Origin of the sequence: Hydrogenophaga sp. (assembly GCF_019635465.1) — a bacterium.
Taxonomy (GTDB): domain Bacteria; phylum Pseudomonadota; class Gammaproteobacteria; order Burkholderiales; family Burkholderiaceae_C; genus Hydrogenophaga.
Genome location: NZ_JAHBZK010000013.1, coordinates 21,198 through 41,769, shown reverse-complemented (window position 1 = coordinate 41,769; position 20,572 = coordinate 21,198). Strand labels below are relative to the sequence as shown.

The window sequence follows — 20,572 nt, the reverse complement described above, 5'->3', positions numbered from 1 at the left end:
GGCGATGCACCAAGCCTGCAGGGATCACGGCTTGACGTTCAGGCGCTGCAGGGTCTGTTGCAGCGCCTCGTTGTCGTGCGCCAAAAACAAGCCTTCGCGCCAGATCTTGAGGGCTTCGTCGCGTTGACCCTTGGCCCAGAGCACCTCGCCCAGGTGGGCGGCAATCTCTGCATCGGCTCGGCGACCGAAAGCGTCGCGCAGGATGCTCAAGGCCCGTTCGGTGTTACCCATTCGAAACTCGACCCAGCCCAGACTGTCCTGGATGTAGGCATCGTTGGGTGCCAGGGCGACCGCCTTTTCGATCAGCGCCTTGGCCTCAGGCAGCCTTTCGTTGCGGTCGGCGAGTGCGTAGCCGAGGGCGTTGTAAGCGTGGTGGTGGTCGGGCTTGGCGGCAATGAGCTCGCGCAGCAGGCGTTCCATGTCGGCGGGCATGCCGGCGCGCTCGGCCATCAAGGCCTGGTCATACAGCAGCTCCGGTTCGTCGGGGAAACGTTTGACTGCCTGCCCGTAGACCTCATACGCCTCCTTGAACGCCTTGGCATCCCGCAGAAGCTGAGCTTCGGCCACCAGCTTCAGCCGCGCATCGCCTTCGCGGCGCTCGGGCAGATCGCGCAGCAGCTGACGAGCCTCCGGCAATCGCCCCTGGCGGGCAAGGACCGAGGCACGACGCGCCTGCACCGCGATGGCGTCTTCGGGGGTGTCGATGCGGTCGAGCCAGGCGTTGGCCGTTGCGAAGTCCTTCTGCTCCTCGGCAATCTGCGCCAGCAGAAGGTAGGCCTGGGTCGCGCCACGGCGGCCGCGCTCGCCATTGGCCTCGCGGGCCAGATCGAGGTAGGTCTGCAGAGAAAGCTGGGCCGCGTCCCATGCGCGATCCTGAACCTGCAGCGAGCCCAGCAGCAGCCAGGGCTCCAGCTGGCGGGGCGCGCGGTTGGTGAGGCGTTCAAGCTGCACGCGCGCGTCGCGCAACCGTTGCAGGTCGAGCAGCACCCGCGCGTAGCCGATGGGCACCTGCACGTCGGTCTGGCCTGCTGCGTTGGCTGCATCGATCTGCGCTCTGACGATCTGTTCGACGTCGGCCTGGCCGTCCTCCAGCAGTTCCAGCGCGAGCATGGCGGGGTAGGGCGAAGCAGGGTCGAGCGCGTGTCCCTTGCGGGCCGCGTCGGCCGCTGCGGCGCTGCGCTTGTTGGCCAGTTCGAGGCGCCCGAGCGTGGTCCATGCGGCCGCGCCATGTGTGCTGCTGGTCAGATAGGGGGTCAGCGCCTCGCGCACCGCTGCGATCACCTGGGCCTTGTCGCTGGCGCGCGTATAGGTCTGCGGAATCGCGTTGATCGCGTCGTTGCGCTCACCTGGCGGTACGCTGGCCAGCACGGTGCGCAGCACGGGACCGGTTTCGCCGGCCCGGTTGAGGGCCAGCAGGATTTGCAGCACATAGCGGTTGGCCTGTGCATCGTCCGGGACGGTCTGAGACCATGCTTTGGCAGCAGCCAGGGCCGATTCGCCCGAGCGGGCCTGCAGAGCGATTTCGACAGCGCGCTGGAACAGCGCCGGGTCTTTTTCGCGTCGGGCGGCGTCCAGGATCAGCGAGTAGCCGGAGCCCGGGTCACCCCCTTGCACGTTCAGTTCGCCCAACAGCAGTTGGTAGAACATCATGGCGTCGAGCGCCGAATTGGCGACTGGCGGCTCGGCGCTCGTTTGAGCAATGGCGCTGCCTCCCAGGCCCAGGGCGGCCGCGATGAGCAGCGTCAGCAAGCTGCGCCGGGGCTTCGCGGCGCTCGATCGAGGTTTCATCGGGCCATGATAATGGTTGGATTCGGGGCGCATGTGCTCTGGACTCCAAGACCCCCGCTCATGTTCCCCAGCGGTCACCATCCCTGCAGCCAACGTGCCAGAACTCCCTGAGGTTGAGGTCACCCGGCGAAGTTTTGCCGATCGCATCCTGGGTGCTGAGGTGCTTTCGGCCCACTTGGGCAAACCCTTGCGCTGGCCGTTGGGCTGCCTCCCTGAGACGCTGGTGGGACGGCGCGTGACGTCTGTGCGGCGCCGAGGCAAGTACCTGTTGATCGATCTGGATGTCGGGTGCTTCTTGGTGCATCTGGGGATGTCGGGCAGCCTGGCGTTTGATCGGCGTCTACCGCCTGCTGGCGCGCATGATCACTTCGAACTTCGAACCACCCTTGGCACGCTGCGCCTGCACGATCCGCGCCGGTTCGGCGCCGTGGTCTGGGTCAGTGGCGAGGACGACGAGCGCGCCCGCAAACTCCTTGGCGGTTTGGGCGTTGAGCCGCTGGAGGCGGGCTTTGATCCCGAGTCGTTCCATCGATCGCTCAAAACGCGCCGCGCATCGATCAAGCAGGTGTTGTTGGCAGGGGACATCGTCGTGGGCGTTGGCAACATCTACGCCAGCGAGGCGCTGTTTCTTGCGGGTATCCGGCCGACCACCCGAGCCGATCGCCTCAGCCTGCCGCGCGCGAGGCGATTGCATGGGGCCATCGTCGATGTGCTCAGCCGGGCTGTCGCACTGGGCGGCAGCACGCTGCGGGACTTTCGCAGCGCGGCCGGGCAGGACGGCTACTTTCAGCTGGACGCCAGCGTCTATGACCGGGCCGGGCAGCCTTGCCGGACCTGTGCCTCGGTCATTCGGCTGATCCGCCAGGGCCAGCGTTCAACCTATTACTGCCCGTTCTGCCAGAAGCCGTGACCTTGTGTCTGCGCAAGGCCTTGCTGCGGCTGGGGTGGGTGCTATATTGACCGGTCGTCGTCTGACTGCCACATGAGTTTCATCCAAGCCTTTGATCAACACGGTGCCTGGCGCAAGCAATTTGCCTTGCGCCTGAAGCTGTTGTCGGAGTGGCTGAGCGACCACGAACTGATGGAGCCTGGCATCCGCGAGCGGCTCGATCAGCTGCACGCACAGGTCAAGAACGACAAGATCACCGTGGCCTTTGTCGCCGAGTTTTCGCGCGGCAAGTCCGAGCTGATCAATGCGGTGTTCTTTGCTGGATATGGCCGCCGAATCATGCCGGCCAGCGCCGGGCGCACCACCATGTGCCCCACCGAGCTGGCTTACGACGCCGATTTGCCTCCGTGCCTTCGGTTGCTGCCGATTGAAAGCCGCCTGCAGCCGCAGTCGCTGCTGGACTGGCGCAATGCGCCGCACAAGTGGGAGCGCGTTGACCTCGACGTCAACGACCCCAAGCAACTGGCGCGCGCCATCGAAAAAGTGGCCGAAGTGCGCCGGGTGACGACCGACGAAGCAAGGGCCCTGGGTTTCTGGCACGACGATGTGCCTGAAGACAACCCATTGCCGGGCGCCGACGGGCTGATCGAGGTGCCACGTTGGCGGCACGCGCTGATCAACATGGCTCATCCGCTGCTCAAGCAGGGTCTGGTCATTCTGGACACGCCTGGGCTGAATGCCATCGGTGCAGAGCCTGAGCTGACAGTGAGCCTGCTGCCCCAGGCGCACGCCATCGTGTTCATCCTTGCGGCCGACGCTGGTGTGACCAAGTCCGACCTCAGCATCTGGCGCCAGCACCTGTCGGCGGTGGGTGACAGCCAGGCTTCGCGCCTCGTGGTGTTGAACAAGATCGACACCATGTGGGACGCCTTGAGCTCGCCCGAGCAAGTGCAGCTCCAGATCGCGGCGCAGCGGGCGGATTCGGCCGAAATCCTGGGGGTGCCACTGCCCCAGGTGCTGGCGGTTTCCGCTCAGAAGGGGCTGCTGGCCAAGGTCAGTCGCGACGACGACCTGCTGCGCGCCAGTCAACTGCTCGACCTTGAAAAGGTGCTCGGTGACGGCTTGCTGGGCCAGCGTCGTCGCATTCTGGGTGCGGCGGTGGCCGCCGGTGTGGAGTCCTTGCGTGGCGAGACGGGTCGGATGGTGCACGCGCGTCTGCGTGACCTCGTCGAGCAGATCCAGGAGCTCGAAGGTCTGCGTGGCAAGAACACCGGGGTGATCAAGCAGATGCGTTTGCGCATTGAGCAGGAACAGGCCGATTTCGACGCCAGTGGCGCCAAGATCCAGGCGGTGCGCTCGGTGCATTTGCGTCTGCTAAAGGACTTGTTTGCGCTGCTCAGTCCTTCGCATCTGCGCGCAGAGGTGTCGTCGCTGGCCAAACAGCTCAAGAGCCCCGGCATCAAGCTGGGTGTGCGCCGTGCCTATGACCAGACATTCGATCGACTTCGCGATGACATCGACAAGGCCGATCGCATGGCCGCCGAGATCCAGTCCATGCTGGAAGGCAGCTTCAAGAACCTCAACGCGGAGTACGGTTTCTCACTGCAGGCGCCAACGGGCCCCCAGCTGATGGCCTACCGGCGCGACCTCGATCTGATCGAGAAAAGCCATCTGCAGTACCTCAGTCTGGGCAATGCGCTGCGCCTGGCACAGCCCGAGTTCGCCGAGCGCCTGGCACGCGCCTTGATGAGCCGTCTGCGGGTGGTCTATGAAACCGCGGTCAACGAGGTGGAGTTGTGGAACAAGTCGGCCGCGGCCCAGCTCGATGCCCAGTTGCGCGAGCGCCGTCGTAACTTCACCCGCCGAATCGAGGCCGTGTCCCGCATCCAGCAAGCGGCGAGCGGCCTCGACGAGCGCATTCGCGAATTGCAGTCCCAGCAATCTGCGCTCAATCTGCTCGAAGCCAAGTTTGGCGAATTGACCGAGCACCTGCTGTCGGTCTCTGACGAAGAGCCTGCGTCCGAAGCCCTGGCCGCATGAGGCCGCCGCCGGCTTTTGCCGAACGGCTGATCGCCTGGCAGCGTCGCGCCGGGCGTCACGATCTCCCCTGGCAAGGCACGCGCGATCCATATCGCGTGTGGCTGTCCGAAATCATGCTGCAGCAGACGCAGGTGGCGACGGTCCGCGACTACTACGCCCGGTTTTTGCAGCGCTTTCCCGATGTGTTCGCGCTGGCGCAGGCGCCACTCGATGACGTGATGGCGCTGTGGAGTGGCCTGGGTTACTACAGTCGAGCGCGTAACCTGCATCGATGTGCGCGGGTGGTGATCGGCGACCACGGAGGGCAGTTCCCAACCAACGCATTGGCTCTGCAAGAGCTGCCCGGCATAGGCGCTTCAACGGCCGCTGCCATCGCGGCGTTTTGTTTCGGTGAGCGCGTGTCCATCGCCGACGGAAACGTGCGCCGGGTGCTGACCCGCCTGCTGGCTTATGGCGAGGACCTTGCGCAAACGAAGGCTGTGCGTGAGCTGGAGCAGCTTGCGCAAGCACTGCTCCCCGATGCGCCATCTGCGCCAGACATGGTCGCTTACACCCAGGGGTTGATGGATCTGGGTGCCACGGTTTGTACGCGCGCGCGCCCTCTGTGCGGCGAGTGCCCGATGCAGGACATCTGTCGCGGGCATGCGCTCGGCGAGGTCGGCCGATTTCCCCTCAAGACCCGCAAGACTGCGCGCCGTTTTGAGCGGTGGTGGTTGCTGTTGCAGGTGCACGCGGGTCAGGTCTGGTTGGAGCGCCGACCATCCAATGGCATCTGGGCCCAGCTGTACGCACCACCCGTTCACGGTTCCGAGGCCGCGTTGCTGGCCTCGCTGGCGCCGGGCACGCAGGCCACGCCTGGCGAGCCGGTCAAGCACGCGCTCACGCACCGTGAGCTTCAGTTGCTCCCCTGGTGGGTTCACTCACCCGAGGTCCCTGTGACCACAGGCACTGGCGGCGCCTGGGTGCCACTGAGCAAGGCGTTGGCGCTGGGCCTGCCGGCACCCGTGCGTCTACTGCTGCAACCGCTTGCGGATCAGCCTTTGCCCCAGTGATCGGCCTCGCGGTGGCGAACACGCGCCACCCACTGCGAGCCAAAGTGCGCGGCCATGCGCTCCACCAGATACACCGACCGGTGCTGCCCGCCCGTGCAGCCGATGGCCACAGTGACATAGCTGCGATGGTCGCGCATCAGGTGCGGCAGCCAATGCGCAAGAAAGCCCTTGATCTGATCTTCCATGGTGCGCACATCGTCGCTGGCGGCCAGGTAGGCGGCCACTGGCGCATCGCGCCCTGTCATCGGACGAAGCTCGGGCTCATAGTGCGGATTGGGCAGCATTCGCACGTCGAACACATAGTCGGCGTCCATCGGAATCCCGCGTTTGAATGCAAAGGACTCGAACACCAGTGTCATGGGCGTCTGGGTGGCACCGACCAGCTCCTTGACCTGGCTGCGCAGTTGCGCCGGTCGCACGAGGCTGGTGTCAAGCACCAGCGCCAGCTCACGCAGCTCGGCCAGCAGTTCGCGCTCATGTTCGATGGCGTCCACCAGCGCCCGGTGCTGGTCGTTTGCGGTTTGCAGCGACAGCGGATGCAGTCGGCGCGTCTCAGAGAAGCGCCTCACCAGGGTGTCGGTGGTCGAGTCCAGGAACAGCGTAGTCAGGTTCAGACCATCGCTGCGCAGTTTGGCCAGTCGCCGCGGCAAGCCGGGTAGGGCAGCCGCACTGCGAACGTCCATGGCGATCGCTACCCGCGCCGCCTGCTGGTTGCGCTCAAGCTCGACGAACGACTCGAGCAATTCGGGCGGCAGGTTGTCCACGCAGTAGAAACCGACATCCTCCAGCGCCGTCAAGGCCACGGTCTTGCCCGAGCCGGACATGCCCGTGATGACCACGAATTCGGTGTTGTGCTCGGTCGATTGCATCAGGCGTCCAGGAGTTCGCGTGCGTGGGCGAGTAAGGCGTCCGAGCGGTCGTTGCCGCCCAGCATGCGGGCCAGTTCGCGAACGCGGGCGTCGCCACCGACGGCCTTGACCTCACTCTCGGTCGCTTTGCCTTGCGTGTGCTTGCTGACGACCAAATGGTGGTTGGCGCTGGCCGCCACCTGAGCGAGGTGGGTGACCGCGAGCACCTGACGATCGGCGCCCAATTGGCGCATCAACCGACCGACCGTGCTGGCCACCGCGCCGCCAATGCCGGCGTCGACCTCGTCGAAGATCAGTGTGGGGGCCTCGCCCAGACGGCTGGTGATGACCGACAGTGCCAAAGCAATGCGCGACAACTCGCCGCCCGAGGCGACCTTGCCCACCGATCGGGGGGTGACACCTGGGTGTCCGGCCACCCGGAACTCGACCTGCTCCATTCCATGCGCGGTGGGTTCGTCTTCGGGCAGCAGTGCGACCTCGAAACGTCCGCCCTGCATGCCCAGCGTCTGCATGACTGCGGTGACTGCTTCGTTCAGTTTGGGCGCAGCCTTCTGCCTCAGCCGCCCGACCTGGTGGCAGACGGTATCCAGCGAAGAGCGCGCGTCGCGCAGCTGTCGCTCAAGGGTCTCAAGATCCAGCGCGGCGTCCAGTCGAGCCAGCTCGGCTTTCCACTGCGCCATCAGTGCGGGTAATTCGTCAGGGGGAACGCGAAACCGGCGTGCCAGCGAATGCCATAGCGACAGGCGCTGGTCGAGTTCGGCCAAGGCTTCCTGATCTGGCTCGGTCCGTTGGAGGTGGTGCAGGTCGTGCACCGCGTCTTGCACTTGGGCCAGTGCCGATTGCAGTGACTGCAGGGGTGACTCAAGTGCGGGTTCGACATGGGCATGGGCCTGCAGGGTGTCCAGGGCCCGGCTCAACAAGGCGGTGACGCTGTCGTCTTGCTCGTCAAGCCAGCCCGAGGCAAATTGCGAAGCGTCGATCAACGCCTGTGCGTTGGCCAGTCGCCCGTGGCGGGTTTCCAGTTCGGCCCATTCGCCCTCCTGCGGATTCAGCTTGTCCAGCTCACCGATTTGCCAGGTCAGGCGCTCGCTGTCCTGGCGAAGATTGGCTTGCCGCTCCTGTGCCGAGTTCAGCGCATGGCGGGCTTCGCGCCAGCGGCTCCAGGCCTGTTCCAGCGCCGCGCCATCCACGCCCGCGTAGTTGTCGAACAGGGCCCCCACAGAGGCGGGTCGGGTCAGGCTTTGCCAAGCGTGCTGGCCGTGAATGTCCACCAGGTGATCGGCGGCCTGACGCAGTTGGGTCATGGTGACCACCGTGCCGTTGATCCAGGCGCGGCTGCGACCATCGGCATCGACGGTTCGGCGCAACAGCAAGGCGTCGTCGTCGGCGATGCCGTTGCTGTCGAGCCAGTCGCGCAACGACATCGGGCGATCAAATTCGGCCACGATGTCGCAACGCGGCGCGCCTTCGCGTACGACACCCGCGTCAGCGCGCGCACCCAGTGCCAGTTGCAGTGCGTCGATCAGGATGGATTTGCCCGCGCCGGTCTCCCCCGTCAAAGCCACAAAGCCGGTGGGCAGGTCGAGCTCGAGCGCTGGGACGATGACGAAGTCGCGCAAAGCGATGCGGCGAAGGCTCATGGTGAGTAAGGGCAGTTCAGCGGCGATTGTCGCCGCGCTGTCAGGCCCCTTCGTTCCAGTGGAGTTTGCGCCGCAGCGTGTCGAAGTAGTTCCAGCCCACGGGGTGCAGCAAACGCAGTGAATGCTCGGAGCGACGCACAACGATGCGGTCGCCATGCTGCAGACTGGCGAAGGACTGCATGTCGAAGCTGGCACTGGCGTCCCGCCCCGCCACGATCTCCATGGCGATTTCGCTGTGCGAGGGCAGCACCACGGGGCGGTTGGACAGGGTGTGCGGCGCGATCGGCACCATCACCCAGCCGCCGATGTCGGGGTGCATCAGTGGACCGCCGGCCGACAACGCGTACGCGGTCGACCCAGTGGGTGAGGCGATGATGAGACCGTCCGCCCGCTGATTGGCCACGAAGTGGCCGTCGATCTCGACCCGCAGCTCGATCATGCTCGCCACTGCGCCGCGATTGACCACTACGTCATTGAGCGCGGTTGCCGTGTAGACACATTCGCCCTCCCGCCAGACCGACGCCGCCATCAAGCTGCGACTCTCTTCCTGAAACTCGCCATGCAGAATGGGCCGCAGTGCTTCGGCATAGCCATCAAATGGGATGTCGGTGATGAACCCCAGACGCCCCTGGTTGACACCCACCAAGGGCACGCCGTGACGGGCCATCTGGCGCCCGATGCCCAGCAGCGTACCGTCGCCGCCCACCACGATGGCCAACTGCGTCTGGCATCCGATGCCGGCCAGATCCAGTGCGGGGTAGTCGGTCAGCCCGGTGTTGGCGGCGGTCTGGTGCTCCAGCGCCACCTCGCAGCCTTCGGCCTGAAGAAACCGCGCGATTTCTTCGACCACGTGACGCGCGCCGGGTGCCTGGTACTTGCCCACGATCACCACTTGCGTGAAGCGCAGCGCGCGCGACGACTGGACAGCGGACGCAGCGACAACCGGGGGTTCGTTCATGCGCAAATTACAACATAGCGTGCGGTGCGCCACGTGCGGGTGAACACGGTGTTCTGCGCGAATTCAAAGCGGCGTCCGTAGAATCCACGGCATGCTGGACGATCGCTCAAAGCTGTTGCTCAAGGCGTTGGTGGAGCGCTACATCGCCGACGGTCAACCTGTGGGCTCTCGAACCCTGGCCAAGGCCACAGGACTCGATCTGTCGCCCGCCACCATCCGCAACGTGATGAGCGACCTGGAAGAACTCGGGCTGATCGCCAGTCCTCACACGTCGGCTGGGCGCGTGCCTACTGCGAGGGGATACCGGCTGTTCGTCGACACCATGTTGACGGTGCGCCATGACGGATTGCCACCCGTGGCCCAGATAGCCGCTCCCGGCATCGAGTCACCGCAGCGGGTGATCAGCCAGGCTGCCCACCTGTTGTCGAGCCTGTCGCAATTCGTCGGCGTGGTGATGGCGCCGCGACGCAGCTCCGTGTTCCGGCACATCGAGTTCTTGAGCCTTTCCGAGCGCCGGGTGCTGGTCATCATCGTGTCGCCCGACGGCGAGGTGCAGAACCGCATCATCCAGACGCAGGCCAACTTCACGCAGTCTCAACTGGTCGAGGCGGCCAACTTCCTGAACGCCCACTACGCAGGCTTGACGATCGAAGCGGTTCGTGAGCGCCTGAAGACCGAACTGGATGCCCTGCGTGGCGAGATTGCCGATCTGATGAAGCAGGCCGTCGACATCGGCGCCGATCCAGCCGCCCAGGAAGAGGTGGTGGTTGCGGGCGAGCGCAACCTGCTGTCCATCAGCGAGTTCAGCAGCGATATGGGCAACCTGCGCCGCTTGTTCGATCTCTTCGAGCAGAAGACGCAGCTGGTGCGATTGCTGGATGTGTCCACGCAGGCCGATGGCGTGCGCATCTACATCGGTGGTGAAAGTCAGGTGGTTCCGTTCGAGGAGCTGTCCGTTGTGACGGCACCCTACGAGGTGGATGGTCAGGTGGTTGGCACACTGGGCGTCATTGGCCCACAACGCATGCCTTACGACCGCATGATTCAGATCGTCGATGTCACTGCCAAGTTGGTGACGAACGCCCTAAGCCATACGAAGTAGCGACTGGTTTTCGGGGGCACCTACAATCCCGCGCTCGGGCCGTTAGCTCAGTTGGTCAGAGCAGAGGACTCATAATCCTTTGGTCGTTGGTTCAAGCCCAACACGGCCTACCAAAAATACCTGCTATACTGCGAGGCTTCGCGGCTGTAGCTCAGTTGGATAGAGTACTTGGCTACGAACCAAGGGGTCGTGGGTTCGAATCCTGCCAGCCGCGCCAGAATTTCGGTTCTAGATCAACGGGTTAGCTCCAAAAGAGCTAGCCCGTTTTTCTTTGTGCGGGTCTTCCTGCGGGACTTTTGCGGGACTCGGTTTCCCCGGGCGCAATACCCGGACCTGCAGTGGCCTTGCGCGCCGCATGCTCAGCCTTGAGCGCCTGCAAACTTTTGTTCCAACCGTTGCTGGGGCGCGTGATCTTCTCCAATGCCTCGTGGATCTCGCGAATCTGCGCCATCGAATAGTGGTTCGTGATCGAACGTGCGCTGTGCCAGAGCACATCGCTGCGTGTTGACTCATTGACACCGGCCTCGCGCAGCCGCATGCCCACGGTGTGTCTCAGGTCGTGGACGTGCAAGTCACCCAGGCGTGCGCGGCGTCGCGCGGCTTGCCAAGCCGTGTTGTTCATGGTCTGCACGGGACCGAGTTCATGATGGCTCCATGCCATGGCAAAAACATGGGTTGGGTGAATGCCACGGAGTTCCTCGATGAGCGGCTGCGTGACACTGTTGCAGACCACCAGTTTTGATGTTCTGCGGCCCTTGACGTTTTCTGCTGGCACTTCGAACACCGAAACGCCAAGGTCAGGCACTGGAATTTCCCAGTCCCACTGCAGGTTGCAGACGACATCGTCCCTGACGCCCGTGTTGAGAACGAAGATGGCCATGCGGCGCAGGTGCTCTGGAAGTTCCTTGACGAGTGCCTCCTGTTCATTCCACGAGATTGGCCGTGGGGAACGCTGGTGTCCTGTGAGCGGCAGCAACGTGATCATGGGGGCGGCCTGCAGCCAGGGCTTGCCGGTCTCGTGGTCGCGCCACGTGCCAGCGGCCAAATTGAGCACACGACGCACCGCGGCAAGACTCAGATTGATGGTCTTGTGCGCCCGCCCAGCCTCGAGCCGAGCCTCGATGAAGTCTCGCAAGGTGCCCATGTGCACTTGGTCGAGCGAAAGCTCACCGATGTAAGGCATCACCGCTTTCAAGTGATGAACCGTCGAATCGATGGACGCAAGGTGAGCGTTCTCTTCGAGGAAGCGGCCGGCAGCCTGGTCAAAGCTCACCTGCGGCTGCTCTCCATGTATACGCTTGAGGCGCAGGGCCTCAAGCTCCCGGGTCAGCCAGGCGTCCGCGTCTTCAAACGATTCAAAGCTTTGGCAAAGCCGTATGCCTTGGACGAATTTGTCGACGACCCATTTGCCATGCGACCTTTTGTAGATGCCGCTTGATCTCTTTCCCATCTTTCTGAACTCTTGGTAGCTTGGCTTGGCTGCGTGATTTCTTGCTGTGGTTTGCTGTCACCGGTAAGCATTCCTCGAATGACCCCCTCCAATTCCTCGCGAAGGAACAAGACGGACGTCCCCGCCTTTGCCGAAGTCAGTTGCGGGCGAATCTGGGCATCGAAGTAACTGGGCTTGACCCCGATGTAGTCGATCGCACCCTGCCGAGTCAGACTGAATGGCAGCGGCGAGCTTGATGCGTTGTTCTGCGGATCGAAGTTCATGTGTTGGCCTCTGGATCCAAGATCGCATGGAGCGAAGGTTTGTCAAGCGACGCGACGCACACTTGGGCGCGCCGTAGGCACGCGCTATTGCGCATGCGCAAGGCAAAGTTGCACATAGAAGGAAAAACAAAAATCGGGATGGACCATCTCGCTGGCGAGATGGGGGAGTCATGTGGCCTGAGCTAGGCGCTGGACGTTTTGATGGCCAAGTCACACTGGTTGACTTGGCTCTTGGTGTAGGAAGGCAATTGCCTTCACGCACTGACGTGCGGTGATGTGAAGATACGGGTCTGGTCCAGACCGGTCAAACGAATCGGTCCACCTCGGCGCCAGAATGGCTGACCACCGATCCGACCCAGTTCGTAAAATCAAGTTTTCTGTTCGAGGCGGCGCACGACTGCGCTGGAAATCAACATGTCTGCGTTGGACTTTCTCAAGGTCTTCATGCTTCTTGGCATCTTGGGCGCCTGGGCGTTCAACCGATGGCTGAAAGAGGCCAACCAGGAACTGCAACGCCAGACCGCAATCAAACGCGCCGAACGCATGCGACTCGAACGGCTATGGATGATGCGCAGTCGTAGAAGTCGCTGAAGCATGCACGCACCTCGGCTGCCATCGGGCGTGGCTGGCCACGGCCTTCGAGCGAGCAGCGTCGTCCCATGGCGAATTCAGGCCAAGGCTGCCTGTTCCACCGGCATTCGCCCGACCGGTCAGTGTGCCAACAGACGCCGCAGGACGATGCGGCGCAGGTACGAAACTTAGTTTGGCGCTGCGCAGCAACGCCAAAACCGCGCACCCTGCAGGGCTTGGATGCGCCCTTGCGGAGCGGTCTGCCTGGCGATTGAACGCCTCGACAAGTGTGTGACTACTCTCGGCAATTTCGACGTGCATCAACGGCGATCGCGTCGATTCCGGGAGCAGAAGCGACATGGAAAACTTGGTTTTCAACACGCTTCCTGTCGACACGGGTGATTGAGCAACCCGTAGAAGAGCCGCGATGCAACAGGCGCTACGCCTGCGCCCAAACCGGAAGTGGAAGGCCTTTTTCCAGTGCGAGCATCGAGTGAGTGACCGTGTGGATGTAGCGCAGCTTCTGTCTCAGGGTGCGAGGTCGGGCGACTTCGCGCAAACCTAGTTCGTCAACCATGCGATCAAGCAGTGGATCGAGGTGCGAGGCGTACTTCCATTTGGACACATACATCCTTGGCGCGACCTGGCGCAGCTTCATCTTGAGCAGGTCGCGACCGTAGAGGGCATTCAGCAACCAGTGCGGCTCCTTTGCGGGGGCAGGCTCCACGACGTAGTGCTCGCGGAAGTGGGCGGCGGTTCTGTTGCGCTCATCCAGGTGGGGCATTGCAGGTCCTTCTGTTGGTCAGGGATGAAACCAGGGTTTCATGGATCGACCTGATGTCAAGGCGGCAACTCGCATCGCAAAAAAAAGGACCGGGAGAAACCGGTCCTGATATGTGGTGAAGCGATTGCTCAATCGGGGGGCATCAGCGCCAATGGTGATCCGATGCGATCCTTGGCAAGACCAACCGACGTGGCCCTGGAAGCCGCAATCACCTCGGCGTCGTGCCTTCCACCTGCGGCAGGCGCGGCTTTGCGAGCTTGGCGCCCCGAGCCAGTCTGCGCGGGCAGTGAGTGAGGTCGTACGGAGTGTCGACCAGCATCCATCGACGATCCGAATCCCGCCTGATGAGACATGGCTTCGTACAAGTGGCCCAGGGTCAGCAGTTGGACAAGGCGGCCCGCGCGAAGCCTCTCCGGGATCGCCTTGAGGTCCTGGTAAATGGCGCCCAACGAAGGATGCAGGGTGACGCGAAAACGCAGGACGCCGGATTCATCGGCTTCCATGTCGCGCCCTTCAGGGATTTGTTCTGACATCGCAGTCTTTCGGTCGTGGCTTAGCGAGCGGCGCTGTGCTCGATTTCGCCCATCAAATGGAAACCCTTGACGTTCGCATAGAGGCCATCCGGGTCCACGCGAAGGACGCCTTGGAACTCGGGGTGCTTTTCGCAGAGGTAGTTCGCAAACAGGTTGGCCCCACCGCCCGTCACCAAGACGAGATTCAGATTGTCGGTCATGCCCACGGATGCAAGCATCTTGTTCACGGACTCGGCCAGTACGGCGTTGACCACGTCGCGGTACTCGACCATCCTGAACGTCTCGCTTTGCACCTCAAAGGTGTCAGCGCCAGTGCGCAGCGCGGTGTCGATGCGCTCGATGATGTCGGGCTGTTCCTTCCAAGCGGGGTTGTTCTTGTCAGCGATTGCATAGCAACAGTCAAGCATTGAGCGCTTGTGGGCGCCCGAGCGGATCCAGTTTGGCTGAAGGTCCTTGGCGACGAACCAGTCCAGAGTGCCGCCACCGACGTCGACCACTAAGGTCCACCCGGGCACGGGGCTTGTGGGGTTGGCGGTGCCCAACTGGTAGAGCGCTCCCATCGGTTGAACGACCACCAGAACCTTCTGCACTTGCACGAGGCACGACATTTGGCCGTTGCCAGTGGCTTCAAGAATGTGATCGCCCTCGAACCGTGCGGCGAGCGTCAAGCGGTACTTGCGAAAGGTAGACAGCGGAAGGCCGAGCACGAGCGTCTCGATCACCAGCGATTGCTGCGCGCCCACGTCCTGAGCGATGTAGTGCATGGCGCCGCGCGCCAGCGCCATGTATTGGTCGCTCTCACAGTAGTTGTCGGGCACGGAGCGAACATCCGAGCCGCTCGAATGGAATTCGTAGCCACGGCCGGCGAAGTAGCGTACGCCTCCCAGCGTGACGAAGACGCCGTCGGCACCTGTCGTACCTGGACGGGCCTCGAAGCCGGCGTTGCGCAGCACCGGCGCAACAGCGGGAAAGTGACCCGCGCGGATCTCGACATGGCCTCCGATGGCCACGCGGCCTGAGGTGTACTTCACGTTGCTGTAGCCGACATCGATCGCACAGGTTTCGATGACGGTGGGTTTCATATCACGATGCACTGAGAACTCCTTGAATTGAATGCACCACCTGGTGCACGCGTCGATTCTTCTGGGCCCAAGAAGATTTGTCTGGTTTCGTGGCTCAGTTGGCGCGTTGTGCATAGAAAGCTGGTCACCCCTGACCGCTGAAGGCCGTGGATGAGCAGACGACGTGTTGGTTCACCATGCCAAATGCCCACAGGTGGTCGCCGAAGGCCGTGGGTGACCATCGCGCCACTCACAAGTACACGCGGCATCATGAAAAGCCCACCAGCGGCCACCAATGACCATGGGTCACCAAGATGCTCGATGCGAGCGAGCACGGCTACGGCGGGCGCGGGGGGCCGCCATGGGCCATGGTGTGCCCGATGCCAGCTTGCTTTGGCGCGGATACCAACGAATGGAAAACACAAGCTGGCGCGCAGGCAATGACGCCTGAGAACTTGAGCGCAGCGAGCGCTCAGCGCGCGAGCCTAGTGCCGCAAGCAACGTGGACCACATCGCTTGCACTCGTCCTGGAGTTGAGGTAGCCGCGCTGCTTTTACAACGCCTTGAGGAGGCAGATTGCAGGGAATGATCACAGAGTGAGTGATGGCAGGATCCTGTATGGACCAGGGCTGGCGCGCTGCGCTACAGGAACGATCAGGGGAATGATCGCAATCTGTAATCTGTGGACAACCAGCGCACGACGAAGGACCTGGCAACTGCTGAACCCGATCGCTTGCAGAACCTCAGCACCTCGTCGACAATTGCAGCCACTACATCCACGCGATGTTTCGCAGGCCCAGTGCCTGCCTCAACCGCTCCTATGCTGGAGCAAGCCGCACCGCTCCAAGCTGAGAGTTGCGCGCCAGGACCAAGACAGTCCTAAATCGGGTCAATGACCCAGCACCTGTTCCGCGCTGCGGGCAGGGTGCGGCGATCCCTTTGTGGTTCTCGCCGCGAGCAATCCATCAGGTTCATTCACCGGACCCGCCTTCACGTGTTGTTCTCTACAGAAGCACCTGTGCCGGCGCCCCTTCGGGGAAATCAAGCAACCACTTCACGTGCCGACGCACGCGCCCACCTCGTGTGGCAAGTCAATCCGCCTGGCTAAGCCGGGAGCCCCATAGGGCTTGCAAAGGGAATGACGGGAAAGAGCGCATGCGGAACGGGTCAGGTGCCAAGTCCACCTGGCAAGTGAAGTCACGAGATCAGCGAATAGCTGATCAAGGCTGGCCAACCGGAAACGGCCCTGACCTTGGAGGTCAGTTACCCCCCCTGAATCCCCTAGTGGTTCAGGGTGCCCCTCGCAAGAGGGTTGCCCCGCGGAGTCGCTTCCCGCGACGGCAGGACGGATTACTAACGTACCCGGCGAAAAACACGACTTGAGAGAGATGCCTGTCAGGAGGCGCAAAACCTGAACCCCAAGCTGTAGAGGAGCCGCAAGGCTCAGTGTAGGCGTGCGTGCGTTGTTCTGTTGCGTTTGCGGCGACCCGTTCCGAGAGGAGGTCGCAGCAATGGCAAGGGAAGAGCGCATTCACTGGTGGCGCACGCGTGAATCGGATCGCGGGCGCCGAAATGCGGGAGCGCGGGGCAAGCCCGAATGATGCTGGAGTTTTAGATGGCCAAGGAAGTATCTGACAAAGATGGCGGACGTGAGTCGACCGACCGCAATGAAGAGAAGCGACAGCGCCGCGCGGAGCAGCGCGCACAGGAAAAGGAGGCGAATCGACAGATGCGCGAGGAGTGGGCCGCGCAGAAGGCAGCGGATACCAAAAAGCAGCGCAACACTGGAGCTCTTGCACGGGTGGCCCAGCGGGCTGAGTTCGCGCATCGCAACAACGCAGTGGCCCAGGCGGTCTATCTGGCCACGCATGGCCAGTGGCCTGCGGGAACAGGTCGACGCCGGCCAATGGCGGAGTCGACGCTGACGGAGCACAAGGACGCGTTGATTCGGGCGCTGAGCGAGTTGAAGAAGGAAGGCATGCACGTGAGCAATCTAAGTGAGATCAGGCGCAAGCACGTTCGCGCCCTGATCAAGCGATGGAATGCGGCCGGCCTGTCGTACGAAACGATCCAGAACAAGGTGAGCAAGATGCGGCGGCTCATGACCCTGTTGAACAAGCCGGACCTTGTACCCCGCGACTCGGAATACGTGGAATGGCTGCGGGACAACGGCATCGTTCTGGTGGCAGTGCGCAAAAGCAAGGTGGCCCTGGAGTCGAAGACCTGGGTGGCGAAGGGTGTTGACCCCATGGAGGTGATTGACAAGGTGCGCACAAAGCATCCGATCGTCGCCATGTGCCTGGAGCTTCAATATGCGTTTGGCCTTCGCGCGGCCGAGGCCACACATGCGGAACCCGTGAGCGGAGACCTTGGGGAGGCCCTGCATGTTCGGGCGGACGCGCGAGGGGGCGCCAAAGGTGGCAAATCCAGGACGGTGCCTTTGTCCAACGATCCGTTGATTCGCGAATGGCAGAAAGACGCGCTCAAGCGCGCCAAAGAATTGGTCCGAAGCCATCGCCAACTGCGCCTGACGGTTCCCGACAAAGACTACGAGCAGATGCAGACCCACTACTACTACGTGTGCCGCAAGTTCGGGATCACCATGAAGGCGATGGGCGTGGTGCCCCACGGTTTGCGGCACATGTATGCCCAGCGTCGCCACCTGGAACTCACGGGCCTTCCTGCGCCGGTGGTGGGGACGGTTCCGATGTCGGTGTACCGCGCTAACGAAGAAGTGCTGCGTGAGGGTGCGCAGAAAGTGAGTCTGGATATGGGCCACGTTCGCCCTTCGATCACGACGGCCTACAACGGCAGCGTGCCCTCGCAGTCGAAGGAGGAGCGAGCGCGTACGCAGGCCTGGATCGACCGCCTTGAGTCGTGTGACGGCTTGAAGGTGCTGGTGAAGTCCCTGGAGTTGCGCGCCGTTTACCTAAGCGGCAAGGCCGCGCAGGGCGTGAGGCTGCAGAAGGGCGACAGCGTGCGCCTGGTGGTGGACAAGGACGCGAGCCCGCAATCGGCCATTGAGATCGGGGTGCTGCAGCGCTCGCTGGCCGGGCTGATCAAGCTGGAGGAAGGCCTGGGCGTGCAGGTCGTGCATACCGAGCAGGCGCAGGACGAGCGCGACATGTTCATCGAACTGCACCTGCTGGCCTGAGGGCAGAAAGAGGGACGCATCGCAGCAAGCATGCCAGTACCGATGGCACAAGTTACTTTTCGACCCAGCTCGCACAAAGCCGGGGCGAGGAGACACAGGCTGCAGCAGTCAGCGGGTTTTCGCTGGAACTGGACCGCTTTGAGGTGCAGTTGCGCAATCTGTTGATGAGCAGGCAGGACCGCACGGGGGCGGGCCCCCAGAACCCGAAATGCTAGTTTTTGTTCGGCGAAAGCCTTTTTACTTGGAGAAACTGAAAATGACCTTGAACCGCAAACCGACCCCGCACGCTGAGGCGCTGAACCTAGAGATGGGCCATGTGCGCACGTCGATCATGGCGGCCTACAACGGCAGCGTGCATTCGAAAGCGAAAGCGCAACCGATTCTGAACTGGAAGCTGAAGCCGCGCGCTGACCGTCTGAGCACGCAGATGGATCAGCGGAAGTTTGAGCTGGAGATGGCCGCGAACGGTGGCAGCGAGTTGTTCACGCCTGAGCCCTTGGAGCATCAGATGCGCAAGCTGATGCAAGAGCACGCCGCCCGTGCCGGGGAGCATTGCATCATTCCTAGCGACTGCTTCCTGGAGATCGAGAGGGATCCGATCGGGTTGAAGGGATACGCTCGCCAAGAGACGATCAGCGACGGCCGCGACTACTCACTGGTGACGGACCTGCTGCTGGCATGCGGGGAACACGACATTCTCGATGTCATCCTGGACGCACAGGTGGAGCAGGGAGTCAAACCCGGTCAGTCGGTGGCCGAACTCGAAGAGGTTGATGTGTATGCATTCACGTGGGGCTTCTTGTTTGAGACGATCCTGGACATTCGCCTCATGATGCATGCGATCTCCAAGGAGGATGAAAATGCCGAGATGGGGTACCGGATGGTTCGCGACTACAACGAGAACCTGCTGCCCAAGTGGATCAAGTTCGCCAAGAAGGCTGGCGTTGACGTTCAGAAGATGGGCGAGGTGGGCAAGTGCCGGGTCGCCCGGGAATCCGCGATCCTGCATTTCGACATTCCGTATTGCGAGGATGAGCGTGCCTGGATGGTGTTTCGCGATTGGTTTCAGAACTGCTTTCTGGCCAAGGAGCTTGACCTGATGGTGCAGCGGGTGCTGAGTCAAGGCCAGCGCCAGTCCGGCGCGAGTCACTGAGCGCAGCGGCAGGCACGCCGCGATCGCAAAGGAGGGGGCTGCATGCAGTTCGCTTTTTTTCGTCTGTGGGTCACGCGCTGGACATCGAGCGCGGCTGAGGGGATGCTGCTATGGCAATCCCTCGGAAAAGTGCACGCCTCTCCACAGGGGCTTGAAGTCCATTCAACAGGTGTTAGGGTGAATCGAAGGACTTCATCGATGCACCCGACCAATAGCACCCGAACATCAGGAATCCCCTCGCACCCCACGCCCGTCCGCGAAGCTTGGCAGGCCGAGCTGGACGCGGCCATCCGTCGGCATGACGAAGGCGGCATGTGGGTGCTCATTGCGCGACAGGTCGATCAGATCGCCGCCCAGGAGGCCATGGCGACGCTCGTCTCGCGCTTGGCCTACCGTATCAGCGGTCGCACGCGCTTCGGTGAGATGTTCCTGCAGCCGGTCATCGCGCCCGCGGCCTGCGAGGTGATCGAGACTGACACCGCTTGGAAGGCCGTGAGCTTCGCGGTGGGTGACGCCCTGGACCGCTGGCTACCCAGCAAGGCGACCAAGACCGTCTTCCATGGCATTCGCCCGTTCGACTATGTCAGCGCGTGGAGCCCTGCTGTGCTGCGCAGTCACCTCTACCGCACTGTGCCGGGAAACGACCAGGGCAGTGTCACCACGCTCATTGAGAAAGTTACTTTGCCGACTGAAGCCCCCCGGTTGGGCTTCATGTGCATGGTGCTCACCAGCGAGATCGGTTGGCCGATGCTCTCCTCCAACGCCTTGGCGGATCTCCGTCTGCGGGAGGTGGTTGCATTTGCGCTGCAGGAGGCCGTGGGCCTGCCGCCTCCGATCGTGCTCGCACCCGGCCGGGTGCAGTTCGCGATCGTCGATGGCGTGTGCCGGTGGCTGAGTGAACTCGACCGCGCATGCAAGCTGCACGGCTGGAGCGCAACTCCCATCGCAACCTCAGTCGATGTCGTGAAAGTCACGCTGTATCTGGACAGTGAACAAGTGCCGATGACGCAGTTCGCGCTGCGCCGCCATCAGATCGGCCTACGTGGCGTGAACGAGGTTCTTCAACGGCTGATGTCGCTCGCGCCCTTCATGGACGTCGAACGCGATGCCTCGACGCCTTCACGATTCTTGGTCGCGCACGCTTGACACTCGGCGCATTCGTGCTTCCATGAATTGAGCCTGATTTGCAGGCCAACGAAGGTGGGCTCACCTGCCACCCCGCATAGGTTGATCAGACCTTGTTGGCGGGGACGACGCGGCGTAGCG

At 62.8% G+C, this 20,572-nt stretch carries 17 protein-coding genes and 2 tRNA genes; 10 read left to right on the top strand and 9 right to left on the bottom strand.

What is annotated here, in order from left to right; all coding sequences use genetic code 11:
* Positions 1 to 24: 24 nt before the first annotated feature.
* Positions 25 to 1,788 (bottom strand): tetratricopeptide repeat protein, encoded by a 1,764-nt coding sequence (locus KF871_RS12805; RefSeq protein ID WP_291142952.1) that lies wholly within the window; start codon positions 1,786 to 1,788, stop codon positions 25 to 27.
* Positions 1,789 to 1,882: 94 nt separating this feature from the next.
* Between KF871_RS12805 and mutM the strand changes: the two genes are divergently transcribed.
* From mutM to mutY, 3 genes are all read left to right on the top strand, one after another.
* On the top strand, positions 1,883 to 2,698 hold the full coding sequence (gene mutM / locus KF871_RS12800) for a bifunctional DNA-formamidopyrimidine glycosylase/DNA-(apurinic or apyrimidinic site) lyase (protein ID WP_291143199.1): 816 nt from the start codon (positions 1,883 to 1,885) through the stop codon (positions 2,696 to 2,698).
* A 72-nt stretch (positions 2,699 to 2,770) separates the two neighbouring features.
* Positions 2,771 to 4,717 (top strand): dynamin family protein, encoded by a 1,947-nt coding sequence (locus tag KF871_RS12795; RefSeq protein ID WP_291142950.1) that lies wholly within the window; start codon positions 2,771 to 2,773, stop codon positions 4,715 to 4,717.
* The gene (mutY, locus tag KF871_RS12790; protein WP_291142948.1) at positions 4,714 to 5,769 is read left to right on the top strand and encodes an A/G-specific adenine glycosylase; all 1,056 of its coding nucleotides are present in this window, start codon (positions 4,714 to 4,716) and stop codon (positions 5,767 to 5,769) included. The genes KF871_RS12795 and mutY overlap by 4 nt, the downstream gene beginning before the upstream one ends.
* Here the strand turns inward: mutY and rapZ are convergent.
* Genes rapZ through KF871_RS12775 form a run of 3 tightly spaced genes read right to left on the bottom strand, consistent with a single transcriptional unit; the run spans position 5,751 to position 9,236 of the window.
* Positions 5,751 to 6,638 (bottom strand): RNase adapter RapZ, encoded by an 888-nt coding sequence (gene rapZ / locus KF871_RS12785; protein WP_291142946.1) that lies wholly within the window; start codon positions 6,636 to 6,638, stop codon positions 5,751 to 5,753. The genes mutY and rapZ overlap by 19 nt on opposite strands.
* Entirely contained in the window at positions 6,638 to 8,278 is a 1,641-nt protein-coding gene (recN, locus tag KF871_RS12780; RefSeq protein WP_291142945.1) for a DNA repair protein RecN, read from the bottom strand. The genes rapZ and recN overlap by 1 nt, the downstream gene beginning before the upstream one ends.
* 40 nt (positions 8,279 to 8,318) lie before the next feature.
* The gene (locus tag KF871_RS12775) at positions 8,319 to 9,236 is read right to left on the bottom strand and encodes an NAD kinase (protein ID WP_291142943.1); all 918 of its coding nucleotides are present in this window, start codon (positions 9,234 to 9,236) and stop codon (positions 8,319 to 8,321) included.
* A gap of 91 nt (positions 9,237 to 9,327) precedes the next feature.
* Here KF871_RS12775 and hrcA point away from each other — a divergent pair, with 91 nt between their 5' ends.
* The 3 genes from hrcA to KF871_RS12760 all read left to right on the top strand — a co-directional run bounded on the left by hrcA (position 9,328) and on the right by KF871_RS12760 (position 10,555).
* Positions 9,328 to 10,338: a heat-inducible transcriptional repressor HrcA gene (gene hrcA, locus KF871_RS12770; RefSeq protein ID WP_291142941.1), complete on the top strand. Its 1,011-nt coding sequence runs from the start codon at positions 9,328 to 9,330 to the stop codon at positions 10,336 to 10,338.
* A 36-nt stretch (positions 10,339 to 10,374) separates the two neighbouring features.
* A tRNA-Ile gene (locus KF871_RS12765) sits at positions 10,375 to 10,451 on the top strand.
* 27 nt (positions 10,452 to 10,478) lie between these two features.
* Positions 10,479 to 10,555 (top strand) — tRNA-Arg (locus KF871_RS12760).
* A 39-nt stretch (positions 10,556 to 10,594) separates the two neighbouring features.
* Here KF871_RS12760 and KF871_RS12755 read toward each other — a convergent pair.
* Both KF871_RS12755 and KF871_RS12750 read right to left on the bottom strand, forming a co-directional pair.
* Positions 10,595 to 11,611 carry a tyrosine-type recombinase/integrase gene (locus tag KF871_RS12755; RefSeq protein WP_291142938.1) on the bottom strand — a complete coding sequence of 339 codons (1,017 nt, stop codon included), beginning with the start codon at positions 11,609 to 11,611 and terminating at the stop codon, positions 10,595 to 10,597.
* 53 nt (positions 11,612 to 11,664) lie between these two features.
* On the bottom strand, positions 11,665 to 12,051 hold the full coding sequence (locus KF871_RS12750; protein WP_291142935.1) for a hypothetical protein: 387 nt from the start codon (positions 12,049 to 12,051) through the stop codon (positions 11,665 to 11,667).
* A 414-nt stretch (positions 12,052 to 12,465) separates the two neighbouring features.
* On the opposite strand from KF871_RS12750, the gene KF871_RS12745 reads away from it, so the two are divergent.
* Complete coding sequence (locus KF871_RS12745; RefSeq protein ID WP_291142932.1) at positions 12,466 to 12,642, top strand: hypothetical protein; 177 nt, start codon at positions 12,466 to 12,468, stop codon at positions 12,640 to 12,642.
* A gap of 418 nt (positions 12,643 to 13,060) precedes the next feature.
* On the opposite strand, the gene KF871_RS12740 is transcribed toward KF871_RS12745, so the two are convergent.
* From KF871_RS12740 to KF871_RS12730, 3 genes are all read right to left on the bottom strand, one after another.
* On the bottom strand, positions 13,061 to 13,405 hold the full coding sequence (locus tag KF871_RS12740; protein ID WP_291142930.1) for a hypothetical protein: 345 nt from the start codon (positions 13,403 to 13,405) through the stop codon (positions 13,061 to 13,063).
* A gap of 128 nt (positions 13,406 to 13,533) precedes the next feature.
* Positions 13,534 to 13,938 carry a hypothetical protein gene (locus KF871_RS12735; protein WP_291142928.1) on the bottom strand — a complete coding sequence of 135 codons (405 nt, stop codon included), beginning with the start codon at positions 13,936 to 13,938 and terminating at the stop codon, positions 13,534 to 13,536.
* Between the two features lie 20 nt (positions 13,939 to 13,958).
* Positions 13,959 to 15,020: a ParM/StbA family protein gene (locus KF871_RS12730; RefSeq protein WP_291142926.1), complete on the bottom strand. Its 1,062-nt coding sequence runs from the start codon at positions 15,018 to 15,020 to the stop codon at positions 13,959 to 13,961.
* Positions 15,021 to 16,614: 1,594 nt separating this feature from the next.
* On the opposite strand from KF871_RS12730, the gene KF871_RS12725 reads away from it, so the two are divergent.
* The 3 genes from KF871_RS12725 to KF871_RS12715 all read left to right on the top strand — a co-directional run bounded on the left by KF871_RS12725 (position 16,615) and on the right by KF871_RS12715 (position 20,452).
* The gene (locus KF871_RS12725) at positions 16,615 to 18,153 is read left to right on the top strand and encodes a site-specific integrase (RefSeq protein ID WP_291142924.1); all 1,539 of its coding nucleotides are present in this window, start codon (positions 16,615 to 16,617) and stop codon (positions 18,151 to 18,153) included.
* A 256-nt stretch (positions 18,154 to 18,409) separates the two neighbouring features.
* Complete coding sequence (locus KF871_RS12720) at positions 18,410 to 19,306, top strand: hypothetical protein (protein WP_291142922.1); 897 nt, start codon at positions 18,410 to 18,412, stop codon at positions 19,304 to 19,306.
* Between the two features lie 42 nt (positions 19,307 to 19,348).
* Positions 19,349 to 20,452, top strand: coding sequence for a hypothetical protein (locus KF871_RS12715; RefSeq protein ID WP_291142920.1), 1,104 nt, complete (start codon positions 19,349 to 19,351; stop codon positions 20,450 to 20,452).
* Positions 20,453 to 20,572 lie beyond the last annotated feature (120 nt).

What these genes read in the sequence shown, in the direction of transcription:
- KF871_RS12805 (WP_291142952.1), bottom strand. Translation starts at nt 1,788, where the DNA reads ATGAAACCTCGATCGAGCGCCGCGAAGCCCCGGCGCAGCTTGCTGACG.
- KF871_RS12795 (WP_291142950.1), top strand. Translation starts at nt 2,771, where the DNA reads ATGAGTTTCATCCAAGCCTTTGATCAACACGGTGCCTGGCGCAAGCAA.
- mutY (WP_291142948.1), top strand. Translation starts at nt 4,714, where the DNA reads ATGAGGCCGCCGCCGGCTTTTGCCGAACGGCTGATCGCCTGGCAGCGT.
- rapZ (WP_291142946.1), bottom strand. Translation starts at nt 6,638, where the DNA reads ATGCAATCGACCGAGCACAACACCGAATTCGTGGTCATCACGGGCATG.
- recN (WP_291142945.1), bottom strand. Translation starts at nt 8,278, where the DNA reads ATGAGCCTTCGCCGCATCGCTTTGCGCGACTTCGTCATCGTCCCAGCG.
- KF871_RS12775 (WP_291142943.1), bottom strand. Translation starts at nt 9,236, where the DNA reads ATGAACGAACCCCCGGTTGTCGCTGCGTCCGCTGTCCAGTCGTCGCGC.
- hrcA (WP_291142941.1), top strand. Translation starts at nt 9,328, where the DNA reads ATGCTGGACGATCGCTCAAAGCTGTTGCTCAAGGCGTTGGTGGAGCGC.
- KF871_RS12750 (WP_291142935.1), bottom strand. Translation starts at nt 12,051, where the DNA reads ATGAACTTCGATCCGCAGAACAACGCATCAAGCTCGCCGCTGCCATTC.
- KF871_RS12745 (WP_291142932.1), top strand. Translation starts at nt 12,466, where the DNA reads ATGTCTGCGTTGGACTTTCTCAAGGTCTTCATGCTTCTTGGCATCTTG.
- KF871_RS12740 (WP_291142930.1), bottom strand. Translation starts at nt 13,405, where the DNA reads ATGCCCCACCTGGATGAGCGCAACAGAACCGCCGCCCACTTCCGCGAG.
- KF871_RS12735 (WP_291142928.1), bottom strand. Translation starts at nt 13,938, where the DNA reads ATGTCAGAACAAATCCCTGAAGGGCGCGACATGGAAGCCGATGAATCC.
- KF871_RS12730 (WP_291142926.1), bottom strand. Translation starts at nt 15,020, where the DNA reads ATGAAACCCACCGTCATCGAAACCTGTGCGATCGATGTCGGCTACAGC.
- KF871_RS12725 (WP_291142924.1), top strand. Translation starts at nt 16,615, where the DNA reads ATGGCCAAGGAAGTATCTGACAAAGATGGCGGACGTGAGTCGACCGAC.
- KF871_RS12720 (WP_291142922.1), top strand. Translation starts at nt 18,410, where the DNA reads ATGACCTTGAACCGCAAACCGACCCCGCACGCTGAGGCGCTGAACCTA.
- KF871_RS12715 (WP_291142920.1), top strand. Translation starts at nt 19,349, where the DNA reads ATGCAGTTCGCTTTTTTTCGTCTGTGGGTCACGCGCTGGACATCGAGC.